Here is a 14,816-nt window from a genome sequence, read left to right as displayed (position 1 = left end):
ATCTGTACACCTATGCTTCTTATAGCGTCGGTTGGCAGTTTTGAAGGGGTTATACCCTTTTGCATGCAGTGCTTCTACATTATCACCACCTCATTACCGCTGAAGCCCATATTAAACCGCCTCCAAAAGCAACCATAAGCACGTTATCGCCCCGCTTCAGTCGTCCTGCACGATTTGCCTCGTCCAGAGCCAGGGGAATCGATGCTGATGAGGTATTTCCATAATTGTAAATATTCACAACCACCTTATCCATGCTAACTTTCAATCGTTTAGCCAGCCCTTGAATAATACGCATATTGGCTTGATGCGGGATTACTAATGATATGTCAGATAGATTCAGTCCTGCGTCCTCAATCGTTTTTATAGAAGAGTTGTACATCTCGCGGACTGCAAATTTATAAACATCTGTACCTTTCATACAAAGTTTATCCGAGCCATCAAGAGCAAAATCAGGTGTGTAAGGCTGTTTGGTGCCACCAGCTGGGATCCAGAGTAATTCACGCATTGTTCCGTCGGATTTCATGAACGTTGACAAAATTCCGTTGCCGTTGTTATCTCCACTAACAACTACTGCGCCAGCGGCATCACCAAATAAGACGCATGTGTTGCGATCTTTATAGTTAGTTATGGATGAAAGTTTCTCGCTTCCCACAACAATAATCTTCTTATAGGCTCCGGATTCAATAAGCGATGCTGCAATGACCAAACCATTCAAAAAACCGGCACAGGCTGATACAACATCAAATGCCACAGCGTTAGGTAGTCCAACTTTTTCCTGAATTACGCATGCTGTTGAAGGCAAGCGATAATCGGGAGTGAACGTTCCCACTATTATCATGTCCATCTCTTCACGTGAGCACCGAGACATGTCCATAGCTCGCTGAACAGCTATCGCCGCCATATCAGAGGTGGTTATACTATCATCGGCTATCCGCCGCTCCTTGATTCCGGTGTGGCTGATTATCCATTCATCAGAAGTATCTACAATCTTCTCCAGATCGGTATTGGTCATTCGACGAGATGGAGCATATGATCCTGTTCCGATTATTCTCGCCTTTAGCCCTAATCCCATAAGTTAATCTCCCAAAGTCTAAATTATTGCATAAAGTTTTCTGCTTCTTATTACTTCCACTATTATCCTATCTTTGAAATAATTATGAAGGTAATCCCTATCACTCCAAAGATATATCCTAAAACTTTTATCCGTCCTTCACTTATATAATCCACCAAATTCAAATGCCTGATGATAGTTCCAGGCAAGATGGACACAACAAATCCCGCCAGAAATATTATTATTCCGACGATCCCCAGTATGTTATTCATTCAGATATTCCTATACTATCTTTGTTTCTATCCTGCCATTTTCTTTCGCTCGGGAACTAAGTATTGTTCTTCCCGGATAGGACAGGAGATATTTCCAACCTTATCTCCATATTCAGCCAGACCTTTTCCATAGGCAGGATCCCCTAACGCCTTAATGCCATTTTCATCAATCCATTTTCCCTTCAGTTCTTAGCGATGCCTCGATTGAAAGATGTTTCACATCAGTAAGAATAATGACCCTCAACAAGTAGCTCAGGGTAGGTTTTACCCCACCCCCATATTACACAGTGTATGTTTTATTGTTCTTTTTCCTTTTTGAGGATGTCTTTTGTACCATCAAGAAATCCCTTAAAGGCACTTTTGGTCATTTCCACTGCCTTACTACCAGCTTCTTTAGCTGCTTCCAAAGTTGCATCCGCGGCATGTTTGGTTAAATCAGCAGCTTCACCACCAGCCTGTTTAGTGCCCTCAAATATACCTTTGGAGGCTTCTTTTACGAGCTCCGAAGCTTCTATTTTGACAATCCCAGCAGCATTAATTACTCCCTTCATAGTACCTTGAGCTGTTTCCTTAACCGAATCTCTGGTAAGTTCTGTTTTTTCCAAAGCACTCTTAACAGCTTCTCTGGAAATTTCACCTACCCTTGCCTTAACATTTTCACCGTTCTTAGCCGCCTTTAGCATGGCTTCCCTGACAGCTTGGGCTACCTTGTCTTCTTCTTTCATGACTCACCTCTTTTATAATTCTGTTTAAACTGTCTATCTTCCTTATTTCTGACTCAAATCACCTCCCTTCAGCTTCAAATGTGCACAATCATGGCCAACCTCGTTAAGGTGATCCCTCGCTATCACGGAGTGGTTTAATAGCTGTTTCAGATACTTCTCTGTTTCTATCAGCGCATCTTTCTGGCTCAATCCTTTATCTAAGAAGAGATGAACCTGATTAACAGCATTATAGAGTTTGCTAATCAGACTATACGCCTTACTGAAATCCTGACTTACTATCATCTCCCTGTCTGAATCAGGATGCTCATTTTGATCACGCATAAACTCTACAAAGATATTAGAAAGGCTCTGCTGCATTTGGCTAAGAAGTGTACTGGCTTCAGTTATATCTTTCTGAAATGCACCTACACCAGGCCAATCCTCGTTTTGTCCTTGAACCTTGCCCATAAGTTGTTTGGCTTCTGTAAGCGTACGCTCAGTTGATTTTATCGTCTCTTCAGTAACCATGTGTTAATCCCTTCAATTCTATTTATTCTTCATTGACGTTTTGACCTAAAAATATTCCAAAGAAGCGTTAAACCCAACATAGATGCTACAATGTAACCAAGGACTCCCAGCAAAGGGAATCCAAAAAAGTTTGGTCCTACTGAAACCTGCATTACCAATGATGAGCCGATAATCAGAGCCGCAATAATCACTGCTGAAGAGATTCGATTTGAGCTCTGGTTGAGTTCTTTCGTAAAATTTTCAAGATTTCGGTGTTCGAACTGAATCCGCAATTCACCTCTGTTGATCTTGTTCAGCGTGTCACGTATGCCTTGGGGAAGCTCCTCGGCGAGTTGCGACAGGTCATCCAATACGGATAGCATATTTCTGAAGCGGCGTCTCGGGTCATAGCGCCGTAACGTTATCCGTCTGATATACGGCCGCACTTCTGATACCATATCGAACTCAGGATAAAGCAGCTGCCCTAATCCTTCCACTGTAACCAAAGACTTCAACATCAGCGAAAGGTTCGAGGGAAGAACCATTTGGTGCTTTCGCACAATTTCGAAAATTTCTTTTAGGAGAGTACTAACCTGAAGTTCTTTAAGAGGTACCTCATAATAGCGACTTATAAAGTCGTTGAGATCCGCCCTAAGAGAATTCTTGTCTTTAACGTCTTGAGTAATGCCCAATACCTTAAATGCTCGGAGTATTCTATGAGTATCCTTATGTATCATACCGGCCAGCGCACTCCCGAGTGCGTCTATGGTCGATTCATCCAAGTTGCCGACCATGCCATAGTCGAGTGGTGCAATGACATTTCCGCTGAGCACCATTATATTACCCGGATGGGGGTCGGCGTGAAAGAAACCATGGTCGAAGACTTGATTTAGTATAAGCAACGAACCTCGTTTTGCGATTATTACACGATCGAGTCCCATTCTCTCTATTTCATCAAGCCGGGAGACTTTGACCCCATCTACGTAATCCATCACCAGCAGACGAGTTGTACTTAGTGTGGAGTAAAATGTAGGAATGAAAACCGTGGGGTCATCTGCAAACATCCGTCCGAACCGCTGGATGTTGTGCCCCTCTGAAATAAAGTCGAGTTCCCGATGGATCGAACGATTAAATTCCTCAATTACACCTTCAGGATTATAGATTAGCGAGTTCCGAGAATGGCGCGTAAGGATTCCGGCAATGTCGGAAAGGATTTCCAAATCAACATCGATGACAGCTTGGATTCCCGGACGCTGGACTTTCAAAACAACCTGCTTGCCATCAGGAAGCACAGCCCGATGGACTTGAGCGATAGAGGCTGCAGCCAGAGGTTGGCCGTCAATTCTGAGAAAAGCCGTTTCAGGCTCTTGGTTCAATTCTTCTTTAATGATGTTTCGGATTTCCTCGTAAGAAATTGGAGCAACCTCATCTTGGAGCTTCCGAAGCTCGGCGGCGACATCAGGTGGGACGAGATCCGGACGCATGCTGAGAACCTGAGCCAGTTTGATGAAAGTTGGGCCGAGTTCTTCGGCTGCATACCGCAACCGTTTTGCCCTCGACATTGAGGAATCAACATGTTTACCAAACAAGGGAACAATCTTATCGCCAAAGCGACTTATAAGGTCCTTGCGAGTAACATCCACTACATCGCCAAATCCATACTTCAAGAGAATGCCAAGGATTTGCCGATAACGGCGCATATGTTGCCAATTACGATTAATCGAGAATAAACCCATTTAGATATCCTCTCCGTCAGTAGTTTGATTTTTTGAGATGTTCGATTTCTTTCTTCAGTTTGATAATCTCTGCCCGCGTTGGTATATCCAAGGATTTCAATATCTGTCGGATTTCCTTATGAATGAATTCGCCCAACTCTGCTTGACGTTTTTCAACAGATTCAAGCAGGTCTGAAAGCATCCCTATTTTTTCCTCTTGCGACAGTTCACCACGCTTTACTAAATCGTCGATGAAGCTTTCTACTTTATCGCGGCTAAAAGAGATAGCACCTATTCCAGCCAAAAAACTTTGTTAATAATATCTGACATGGTTATTTTCTCTATGCACATAGCTTCAGCAACTCCGGTAATTGCATCCTCTTATCTATGCTGACTGCTTTCTCATTTTGGATGTCAGGTATTGTTCTTCCCAGATAGGACAGGAGATATTTCCAACCTTATCTCCATATTCAGCCAGACCTTTTCCATAAGCAGGATCCTCTAACGCCTTAACGCCATTTTCATCAATAGGCACGGCATTGTCTTTGTCAATAATAGCCCGCATTTCTCGATGATGGTCACGAATCGGACATGGCGTTAGTAAATTGCCTCTTTCATAATTTGGTTTATCGTAAAAGTATTTGCGCTGCCATTCTCTGATATCTTTAAACAGCGAAGAGAAAACAACGGTATTCAAATCACCTCCATTGGCATAGATGTCCTTGATGTTGTGCACCGAAAAAGGATTGAAGGCGCAAGGGGCAACCGCTCCATTCCAATCAATATAAAAGTATCCACCGCCATACCCGCCTCCTGCGGAGATACACCCATTAGACACCGTACCTGAATTCCAGAAATCAGCAATGAATAATCTCCGTTCCCGAACAAGTTCCCAGGTGCGTTCATACATGCTAAGACGTTGTTCCGGGGTAACCATCATTTCCAGGGTATAACTGCGACCGATAGGCATGTATTGGAAAAGCCACTGATATAATGCACCCTGTTGTCCAAAGAAGAAATCAATAAACTCGTCATCAAGAATGCGTTCGGAATTATGTCTAAAGCCAGTAGTTGAAATGCCGAAAGGAACGCCGGCATTACGCAGGTTCTCAAAGGCTTTTAAAATTCTTTTGAATACACCTTTACCTCGACGGTCGTCCGTTTCCTTCTCGAAACCCTCGACAGAAATAGCCGGTGTAACATTGCCCAGTTCGCCAAGCCGCTTAGCTACCTTAGGAGTAATCAGGGTCCCGTTGGTATAGACAAGGAAATACTGATCAGAGTGCTGTTCGAATATATCCAGTATATTTTTCCCTTTGTCATAGTAAAGGAAAGGCTCTCCGCCGGTAACTACTGTAAAATGACTTTTCCAGAGTTTTTTCTTTTCTTCCAGTATCCTGTCGACAATGTCATACGGCATTGTTGTTCTTCGCGAGGGGTCACTGCCGGCATAACAACCCTTACATTCAAGGTTGCATCGCCCGGTAGGAGCGATAACAATAAATCCTGGCGGTCTCATGCCATGTATTTCAATATACTGTTTGCTTATGTCATCGGGCTTTAACATAATCTTTTCTAGAAAAACATCCGCCAGCTTATTCCGCGCATCTGTTCCGATAAGATCCCGCGAAAGGCCTCTTTCTGCTGAAGATATCATTGCCTTCACCATGTCCACTTTATCCCTCTGCACTCCCATAGGATAATTGTCATTATTACACTCGATAATGTAATGATAGGCAATCTTATCTAAAAACTTCGCTGCGGTTGGTCTAAGAAATGATGTCGATGCGGCAAAGTTTAATAAACCGACCTCAGCCTTTTGAGGTATGACATCAATGATGTTCATTTTAGTTGCTCCTTTGTTTAAAAGTTTAATTTAAAATGAATATTTTACCTTAAAATAAATTTCATCGTTTTCCTTAAATTGCCCGAATTGCGTTGATGAATCTCCGGCCAGCAAAAAACTACCTGCAGCCAATTCTACATTGTCCTTAGGGTAGTAAGTCAGTTCCGGACCTCCGAAGTAGGCGGAACGATTTTCTATATCATCGAAATCTGCAACCTCAGCGGCCATGACTATTCGGGTTTTCAAGTCTTCGTGAAAGAACTTCTTTTCAAAGGCGATAAGGAAATAATCTTCCATGTTGTCAACGCCGCGGTCAGTATAAAATCCATGTAAATACTGGCCATTGACATATATTCCGTTTTTAAATGTATAATCACCGCCAACAACATATTTCAAATAAGGCTTATCATCTAAAGCAAGCTGCTCCTGTGTTTCATCAGGAGAGGTTATGCTGGTATATATCTTTTTCTCTGGGAGAAATACAGCGCCCTCAGCCCATATACCTACATCACCAATAGTACCAGCCATATCCGCTCCTATAATCTGCAGCCTGGGGTATTCTAAGGTCAAATGAACATCCGCAACATCAAGGGTGTCGACTACAATCATTTCTGCTTTGGTTGGCAACGCCCACTCATCCCGGCCATACACATAAGAAAGCGACCAGTCATAATCCAGCAGAGTCCTTTTTATTCTTAATCCTAAGATTGCAGAATCTTGAGGACGGTTTTCAGGCAAGATAACCTCATCATCCAAAGTCCGTAAACTCAACTCCGGCGGGAGCGGGAATGAAACAGGTGCCTGCCAGCTTGAAGGCATTGACCTTGTCGGAGTGAAAGTCGGGATAATAACTCCTGTAACAATAAAATCGCCGGGGTAATAATCCAATCGGAGGGACATAGTTGGTAGTTTCTGGCTAAAATCCAGGATATCCTCGAAATCATCAGGGTTCAAGTTATCAACCACATTCAGCTTATCTGCTGTGCCCCAGGCGATACGCTGTTTCCCGACCCGTATATCTAAATTTTCAAAGAGCAAACCGTAAATATCAACATACGCTTCATAGAGTTCAAATCTCCAAGGCTGAATATAATCACTGTCACGAAGCTGACCTGTTTGTTGGATGTCGGGAAAGCCAAAGTTGCGGAAACGAAGTTCGCTAAATCCCGAGACTCCGTCTGCGCTTGCAGTAATCTTTAATCCTAAACGGTTCTCGTTCCATGTATACTTATCATTGCCTTCAGGTCGATACCGGTTGTCGGTATTGATATAACCGCCAATATTAGTTTCAGCTATGACGCTGGTAGTAAGAACCAATATGGTAAGTATTATTCCAGCGCAAAGGAAAAATGTTTTCATCTCAGGCTCCATTTTACTGTTAGAGTTAGTCAAAATTAGCGCCTCTTCAAATAGCGTTGGGTAAACTTTTTATCAGGAATGCCCTGGTCGTGTTTAATATCTGTCATCTCCATAATGGTTTTATGCTCATCCTGAACATTTTCCATTTCGATATGTTTAGGTGTCCAGTAACCATCAAGCTTTTCGGTATCCGTCTGGTTCATAATTTTCAGGAGACGATCCGACCGATCATAAAACTCGACTTTATCCGGCAGCATGGTTTGTTTATTAGCCCACATAACCAGTTTACTGTAATCAATCTCGGATTCAGGTTTTGGCGTTAGCTCCAGGATGTAATGCTGGTCGGTTTCTTCTCTTAGTACCGGCGTATAGTTTTTTACATAATCATTCTGCGCCATATCATCATAGGTGAAGTCTGTTCCCATAAAGTTTTCGTTTTTTACATGCGAGGCGATACGGCGGATTTTAGCAAAAGCAGGCATGTACAGATACATCAAATCATCCTCTAAAACTAAGAATCCAACTCCCTTGACATCGGCTGGGGCATTGAAACGAATCAATCGTTTTTCAGGTCCCTTTTGAAAAATTGTTAATTCGCGATTTTTAGTGTTTTCTTTATTATCGATAAGCTGCATCTTTATGGTTGCCTCTCGGTCGGCAGGCGCATTCAAAACATCTTCCACCGTTTGGAGGATCTTTACAGGGTCAGCAGCATGACCAATTGTATAAAATCCAATGATTAGTGATAAACATACGCTAATGTAAATTTTGGGTGTACACATTGTATTCTCCTTATTTTTCATTTGTTAGTTTTTTCAGTTTACTCTTTGCCGCTTTTTCGCCTGCTTCTATAGCCTCCATGGCTCGGGCAAATTCCCATAATTGTATAGAACCGGTATCTGGCTTTATGATGACATCAGGCGGACATACTTTCAGATGAAGACGAGTTAATTCCTGTTCGGCGATGGTTACCGATTGCCAGAATATCTTAAATAAGTTAGGGATTTTATCTGTCTCGCTAGTAGACTTGATGTTGAGGTTGTCATTAACAGCATCATCTGACATCCGCAAGAAACGAGCCATCCGTTGATAAAGCCCTTCTGATGGAATCGTTTGATTTATTTTTGCGCTAATTTTATCTCTTAATGTATATTGTATGTCATCAGAATCTTTCATCGCTTTTTTGGGAGATATTGCTACATCCACAGCGATAACCTGATCGGCGCCCATTTGCTTGACTACCTCAACCGGCACCGGGTCCACAAGTCCGCCATCTACCAAGGTATGGTTTCCGATTCTGATTGGATGGAGAATTACCGGTATGGAAATACTGGCTCTTACTGCTTCTACAAGATTCCCTTGGGAGATGACGATTCGTTCGCCAGCATAGAGATCAGTTGATACAGCGCCAAACGGGATTTTAAGGTCTTCGATTTTCGCATCCCCATACAATGATTGCAAGAAAGGGATTAGATATCGGTCAGATATCATGCCGCGGCCGGAAATTGAAGGAGAAAAAAGCTTTACCATTAATTTCCAATCAAGGTTTTCGGCGATTTGAATCATTTCATTGCTTGAAATTCCCAAGGCATAGGCTGCACCAATTAAAGCACCCATGCTTGACCCGGCAATCCAGCCGACCTTGATATTGTTATCCTCGAAATATTTCAGTACGCCAATATGAGCTAATCCTCGAGCAGAGCCGCTGCCCAAAGCCAATCCTACGGGTTGATTTAAATTGATATCTTTCATAAGTCCTTCTCGTAAATCCGGTATTTTTTATATACCTCACCGCCAAGGGAAGCATCGAATTTGTTTATCTCATCATTGTCCTCAAGGTTCCAGGAGAGTTCACACCATTTATACCCAAGACGCCTGGCTGCTTTCTCTGTCTCATAATACAATACGGCATGCAAGCCAGCTTTTCGATACTCTTCTAATACCCCGAAAACCAATGCTCTCAGTCCAGTAACTTTATGGCGATAATAAATAAACTTCGCCATCCCAAGCAGTCCAAGACTGCCGTTTAAATGTTTTAATACTTGATTGTAATCGGGCACAGAGATACTAACTCCTACCGGTTTGCCCTCCAGTTCTGCAAAAAGCACCAAATCCGGGACGACCAGAGGTTTCAATAACTTCACCATCATATCCATTTCAGCTTCTGTCATGGGAACGAATCCCCAATTTTTTTCCCAAGAGGAATTATATATTTGCTTGATAATATTAACTTCATCGGTCAGCTTTTTCATATTAAGGTGACGGACTGTTACTCCGGTTCGTTTGCGAATTACCTTAACAACTCTTTCAAAACGTTCTGGTATCCCTTTTGAGCTATCCTTGTAAAAAGCATAAAGATCCTTGGTTTTACGGAAACCATAGTTTTCAGCCAATTCCAGATAGTAGGGGGGATTATAGGGCATCATAAGCACAGGAGGTCTGTTAAACCCTTCCAGCAGAAAAGCGCATTCAGCATTCATTGAAGGGTTTAATGGTCCTCTTAAGCGCTCCATTCCTTCTTCTTTTGCCCAAGCTGATACCGAATCGAATAACATCGATGAAACCCGGCAATCGTCAATCGATTCGTAAAATCCGAAGAAAGCGGTTTTTTCATTGTGAAACAGGTTGTAATTGTTATCAATAATACCGGCAATCCTTCCCATGGCACGACTATTTTTCATACAAAGAAAACGTTCGATTTTTGCATGCTCAAGGAACGGATTACCTTCACGATTAAAAACTTTTCCTACTTCTTTTCTCAATGGAGGAACCCAGTTTTTATCATTTTGATAGATTTGGAATGGCAGTTCCAGAAAAGCCTTTATTTCATTTTTTGTTTTTACCGGAATTATATGCATAAATGCCTACTTTCCTTCGGGTTGATTTTTTACAAGATTTTTTTTCATATTGGCGTAGGATTTTATGTCATTGATGCGATGGCTAATATTGTGTATTGTCGAATCAAACTCTCCGATAAAGCGAGCTTTAGTTACTAAAATAAGCGCTGGCAATAAAGTAATCGCTCCAAGAGCGCTGGTAATCATTGTAAATGCTAACAGATAACCAAACCTCTGCATAGGAACGATATTGCCAAAAATCAAAACTAAAAATCCCATCATAACTGAAAATGCATTAATAAGAATAGCCTTACCGGTAGTTTCCAAAGTTACGCGAAGGGCTTCTTGTTCTGATTTTCCGCCCTGGAACTCTTTCTGGAATCGAGTCAGGAAATGAATAGTATAATCTACCCCAATTCCTATAGCTACACTTCCTATCATTACGCTGACTGTATCAAGGGGAATATTTAGAATTGCCATAAGGATAAAATTACATAAAATAGTTGCTGTGATGGGAACAAGAGAAATCAAACCTCCGATAAAAGAGCGAAAACGGATAGTAAGAAGCAGGAAAACAAATGTCATTGCCGCCAACAGGCTGAAAATCTGGCTTTTTAAGATGTTTGAGTCGAGGTTTTTAAAAATAATAGGCATGCCTGTTTGATTTGTTGTAAATTCCACTTGATCATCAATCGAGGACTCGGAAAGCCCCGCTAACTGCATCTGGCTCGATTGTAAACCTGTATTATGCTCTACAAGCGTCCAGATGTTTCCCTGAATATCTTTGCGAAAATCGGGTAATTCCGTTAATGAAATACCTGGTGTAAGCTCTGTTATTTTATTTGCCAAATCATCGACAATAATCCGACAGCGACCTTCGGCGATAATTCCCCTTAAGGCAATTGCTGCGTATTCAATAGCTTCCGGGTCATCAATATACATTTGTGATGGAACCTTTTGACGCAATATAGATATAATCTGATCCTCTGTTGGAATAGATTCTGTGAAGAGAGGCGACAATCCTGAGACCACCCTCCGGATTACTGAATTATCATCAATGATAATATCAGCCGCGTCACTCTGAAAATAAGCGGTGAGAATCTGATTGATGGTATCAATTTCTTGGAGGTCAAGATGTTGAACTGTAGGAGAATCGACTGTTCTTAATACAGATAAAACTAAATTTGAGTCCAATTGGCTTACCCCTTGATACTCAGCATCAAATAAAATCATTTGGGTTGCCTGGGACAATTGATGATCTAGTATTTTTACTCGAATAGAATCAGGTAAAGCTGCAAGATTCAATCTGAATAGTTTTTGGGGAACATTCATATCAAGATACTGATTGATGCTGTCCACAACCTCTATGACTTGGGTTGAGCTGACCGTTCCAATCTTAGCCTGGATTTGAGCAAGAGTATTATTATCAGCAACTAATTGCTCCATGACTTTATTACCATCAATAAAAACCCAGAGATTAGCAATACCTTCGCGGGTATCCGGGATTCCATATTGATCATTCATTTGCTCATTTAGCTCAATGATCAGATCAGCCACAGATTGAGGATCGTTGATATAGGGAAGGGTGCGCAGATATTTCTCAAAAGAGTACATCTGTTTCAGTACCAGGGGATCCTTAATATCTCCTTGAACTAAGATTTGCACCGGTATAGAGCCGCCGAAATCTCTCTCCATCATATCTTCTGCCTGGCGAATCTCGCTGTCGTGCTTAAAGTACTCTACCATATTTACTTCCCGATGCAATCGGGGGATAAGAACTATAGCGGCTATTATCACCAAAACACCACTCAGAAGAATTAGCTTATTATATGCTAATATTTTGTCAGCAATTAAATCCATAAATTTGGTAACCCAGGCAGCATGTTGCTTTTTAGCATTCAAACGAGGCTTCCAGGGAGACAGATATGAAAGCACAATCGGTATAAATATCAACGATAACACCATAGCAAAGAATATCCCTAAGGAGGCAAACACACCGAATTCTTTAATCATGGTTAAATAAGAAAAAAGGAAAGCTAAAAAACCTATTAAGGTAGTAACCGCGGCCATTATAATGGGAGGTGCCATATTTGCTATGGAGCGCTGGATACTATCCAATTTTAGTTCTTCATATTGAGTTGCCGCATCTTCTTTGTATCTGCTAATCAGGTGAATGCCATAAGCGCTGCCGATTGCTATTAGTAGTACTGGTATCGAGGCTGATGCTATCGTGAGGTCAATCTTCACCCAAGTCATTATACCTAATACCCAGATAGCGCTAATTAGCACTGTTGCCAATGGAAGGATTACACCTCGAATACTGCCAAAACTTAAATAGAGCACTAATATTACCAGCAGTGAAACAAGAGGAATAAGTTTGCCGAGATCTCCGGTGATAATATCTGTAAGGAATACCATCTGGAAAGGAATTCCAGCGTAATATATTTTTTCATCCCCTTTAGTAGTTTGTACGATTTCTTTCATCTGCTTAGCTATCTTGCCCTTATCCGCATCCTCCCTAACTCTGGCAATAATCAAGGCTATGTGCCCGTTTGAGGAGACAAGATTATCACGATACATTTCCTTTGAAAGAGCATACTCCCTCAACTTTTGAAGTTCTTCCGGGTTTTGAGGAATGCGCCCGCTGGAGATAAGTTTGCCAACTTCAATACCATCGGGAATTTTCTTAATATCGAGAATATCAGTAAGGCTTAGCACCTGGCTGATTTCGGGAAGTGCCTGAAATCTTGAGGTAACAGTATCGATTCTGGCTAAAGTAGCAGGATTAAACACATCTTGAGTTTCCAGAGCAATGATGGCCAGAGAGTTTCCACCGAATTTTTCACCGATTTCCCGAAAGAGTATGACCACAGGATCGTCCTGCGGCAGGTAGTTTAGGATGTCGCTGTCTATTTTTACCTTGGTCAATTCATATGCAAAGAAGATTGTCAAGAGTACAATCCCGACAAGTATGGGAAGCCGGAATCTGATAATAAAGTTTGCGAATTTCTTCATTTGGGCATCCTTTTCTTTTTAGACGAAATCTGTTTTATCGTCATATCAGAGTAAAAAAATTATTTTCTTAATATTCCCTTGAATAAAATATCGAGAAGAAGTTCTATTCCTTCTTCAAGTTCTATCGGACTTGTTTTAATCATCCAGGTAGATTCGAGCCCTTTTATAGCTATAACAATAACATAGGCAGTAAGTTCTGGGTCTGCAATTTCCAACTCCCCCCTTGAAATACCGTCGAGGAGTATCCCATGCACAATTTTCTGTTCCTCGTCTAAATACTTTTCCCTGACTCCTTCAATCTGCGGCCAATATTCGTCAATTTTTTCTCTTGTTACCTGGTAAAAGTTGGCCAGCTCGGCGATTTTACGAGCCTTGGTTATAAGATAAGATTTCATTTTTTCCTGGGAGGTTGGAGCTTGAGCCACCGCTTCATGGACAGCTGATATTAAACTAACACTCTCTTTTTCAACAACTTCCAGAAACAGGGTTTCTTTGTCGGGAAAATATTTATAGAAAGTTCCCTTAGCGATTTTGGCTAAGCGGATAATTTCCTCTACGGTTGTTTTTTTAAGCCCAAAACGACCAAACAATCTCTGGGCAGTGATGATTATATTTTGTTTTTTAACGCTTTCTGCTTGTTCCACAATGGATTCCTTCTTGCCATTCCTTGGTTTTTAAGTTATTATCTCAGTCCGCCTTTATTACTGGCAATAGACTTATTAAACGTTATTCTTACCATCGTCTATATTATACGAACATTTTAGCAAAAAGGTCAAGAAAAAAATTATTTTTTTAAAAAAGATTAAAAAAATAATCAGAGTTATAGGTGAATTGCTGAAGAATATGAAATATCCCCTTATTTTCCTGGTATAAAGAGTATAGAACTATTGATCCTCGGCCACTAAATTTAGCCAAGTTTGTTAGTCTTAAAAATCCATTTTTCTAACAAACTAAGCAGTAACAATAGTTAATACGAGAAAGCATCAAACAAAATTGCTCGTGTAAGTCCTTGCTATTATTATCTATTAGTGTCTGGTGCTTTCTGTTGTTAGGACTATTGAACAGACTCATAACCCGAAGGTCGCTTATTTATTAGTTTTACTGATATAGTTTCCACTTATAATTTTTTAGCAACAGCCTGATTGATGAATCATACCCAATCTAACTTGACGAGATTATTCCATATTCATGGTTTATAATAACAATTTTAGATAATCCCTTTTTGAGACCCCCTATCGCAACTCGTTGATATACAACACGATTTCGGGGTTCGAATCCCTGTACCCCAACTTTTTTATTTCCTTTGCAACTCATTGACTTATAGCATTATCGTATTATTGCTCAAGGTATTATGATAATTTAAGTATAGCATAACCTTGAATAACTCTGTATAACTTAACACCAAAAATAAGCACCATTTGAGCACCAGCTAGCCCCAATACTGTTCACTTAAGGATGATGATTTGAAAATCATTTGAATTTTTTTTGAATAGGGTTGATGACGGGGGGC

12 protein-coding genes are annotated in these 14,816 nt (G+C 41.1%); all 12 read right to left on the bottom strand.

All coding sequences use genetic code 11. The annotated features are described in order from the left end of the window. Positions 1-82: 82 nt before the first annotated feature. Positions 83-1,072, bottom strand: coding sequence for a ketoacyl-ACP synthase III (locus J7K40_11220; GenBank protein ID MCD6162966.1), 990 nt, complete (start codon positions 1,070-1,072; stop codon positions 83-85). 547 nt (positions 1,073-1,619) lie between these two features. Next, a complete protein-coding gene (locus tag J7K40_11215) occupies positions 1,620-2,048 on the bottom strand; it encodes a hypothetical protein (GenBank protein ID MCD6162965.1) in 429 nt (142 codons plus the stop codon). 42 nt (positions 2,049-2,090) lie between these two features. Further along, on the bottom strand, positions 2,091-2,555 hold the full coding sequence (locus J7K40_11210; protein MCD6162964.1) for a hypothetical protein: 465 nt from the start codon (positions 2,553-2,555) through the stop codon (positions 2,091-2,093). Between the two features lie 29 nt (positions 2,556-2,584). Then, on the bottom strand, positions 2,585-4,270 hold the full coding sequence (locus J7K40_11205) for a ubiquinone biosynthesis protein UbiB (GenBank protein MCD6162963.1): 1,686 nt from the start codon (positions 4,268-4,270) through the stop codon (positions 2,585-2,587). Between the two features lie 16 nt (positions 4,271-4,286). Then, complete coding sequence (locus J7K40_11200; GenBank protein MCD6162962.1) at positions 4,287-4,553, bottom strand: hypothetical protein; 267 nt, start codon at positions 4,551-4,553, stop codon at positions 4,287-4,289. 81 nt (positions 4,554-4,634) lie between these two features. Beyond that, the gene (locus tag J7K40_11195; GenBank protein MCD6162961.1) at positions 4,635-6,095 is read right to left on the bottom strand and encodes a radical SAM protein; all 1,461 of its coding nucleotides are present in this window, start codon (positions 6,093-6,095) and stop codon (positions 4,635-4,637) included. A gap of 30 nt (positions 6,096-6,125) precedes the next feature. Next, positions 6,126-7,454, bottom strand: coding sequence for a hypothetical protein (locus J7K40_11190; GenBank protein ID MCD6162960.1), 1,329 nt, complete (start codon positions 7,452-7,454; stop codon positions 6,126-6,128). Positions 7,455-7,489: 35 nt separating this feature from the next. Beyond that, complete coding sequence (locus J7K40_11185) at positions 7,490-8,236, bottom strand: outer membrane lipoprotein-sorting protein (protein ID MCD6162959.1); 747 nt, start codon at positions 8,234-8,236, stop codon at positions 7,490-7,492. Between the two features lie 10 nt (positions 8,237-8,246). Beyond that, entirely contained in the window at positions 8,247-9,206 is a 960-nt protein-coding gene (locus J7K40_11180; GenBank protein MCD6162958.1) for a patatin-like phospholipase family protein, read from the bottom strand. After that, positions 9,203-10,312, bottom strand: a complete 1,110-nt coding sequence (locus J7K40_11175; GenBank protein ID MCD6162957.1) for a hypothetical protein — start codon at positions 10,310-10,312, stop codon at positions 9,203-9,205. Before J7K40_11175 ends, J7K40_11180 begins: the two co-directional genes overlap by 4 nt. Before the next feature lie 6 nt (positions 10,313-10,318). Then, on the bottom strand, positions 10,319-13,306 hold the full coding sequence (locus J7K40_11170) for an MMPL family transporter (GenBank protein MCD6162956.1): 2,988 nt from the start codon (positions 13,304-13,306) through the stop codon (positions 10,319-10,321). A 59-nt stretch (positions 13,307-13,365) separates the two neighbouring features. Further along, a complete protein-coding gene (locus J7K40_11165; GenBank protein MCD6162955.1) occupies positions 13,366-13,950 on the bottom strand; it encodes a TetR/AcrR family transcriptional regulator in 585 nt (194 codons plus the stop codon). Positions 13,951-14,816: the final 866 nt, after the last annotated feature.

This window comes from Candidatus Zixiibacteriota bacterium, assembly GCA_021159005.1.
Lineage (GTDB): Bacteria > Zixibacteria > MSB-5A5 > UBA10806 > 4484-95 > JAGGSN01.
The sequence above is the reverse complement of the archived record's forward strand: the minus strand, read 5'-3'. Positions and strand labels throughout refer to the sequence as shown.

Bases quoted from the DNA above. Each gene is read 5' to 3' on its own strand.
- J7K40_11220 (MCD6162966.1), bottom strand. From the start codon at position 1,072: ATGGGATTAGGGCTAAAGGCGAGAATAATCGGAACAGGATCATATGCT.
- J7K40_11210 (MCD6162964.1), bottom strand. From the start codon at position 2,555: ATGGTTACTGAAGAGACGATAAAATCAACTGAGCGTACGCTTACAGAA.
- J7K40_11185 (MCD6162959.1), bottom strand. From the start codon at position 8,236: ATGTGTACACCCAAAATTTACATTAGCGTATGTTTATCACTAATCATT.
- J7K40_11205 (MCD6162963.1), bottom strand. From the start codon at position 4,270: ATGGGTTTATTCTCGATTAATCGTAATTGGCAACATATGCGCCGTTAT.
- J7K40_11190 (MCD6162960.1), bottom strand. From the start codon at position 7,454: ATGAAAACATTTTTCCTTTGCGCTGGAATAATACTTACCATATTGGTT.
- J7K40_11215 (MCD6162965.1), bottom strand. From the start codon at position 2,048: ATGAAAGAAGAAGACAAGGTAGCCCAAGCTGTCAGGGAAGCCATGCTA.
- J7K40_11180 (MCD6162958.1), bottom strand. From the start codon at position 9,206: ATGAAAGATATCAATTTAAATCAACCCGTAGGATTGGCTTTGGGCAGC.
- J7K40_11170 (MCD6162956.1), bottom strand. From the start codon at position 13,306: ATGAAGAAATTCGCAAACTTTATTATCAGATTCCGGCTTCCCATACTT.
- J7K40_11175 (MCD6162957.1), bottom strand. From the start codon at position 10,312: ATGCATATAATTCCGGTAAAAACAAAAAATGAAATAAAGGCTTTTCTG.
- J7K40_11195 (MCD6162961.1), bottom strand. From the start codon at position 6,095: ATGAACATCATTGATGTCATACCTCAAAAGGCTGAGGTCGGTTTATTA.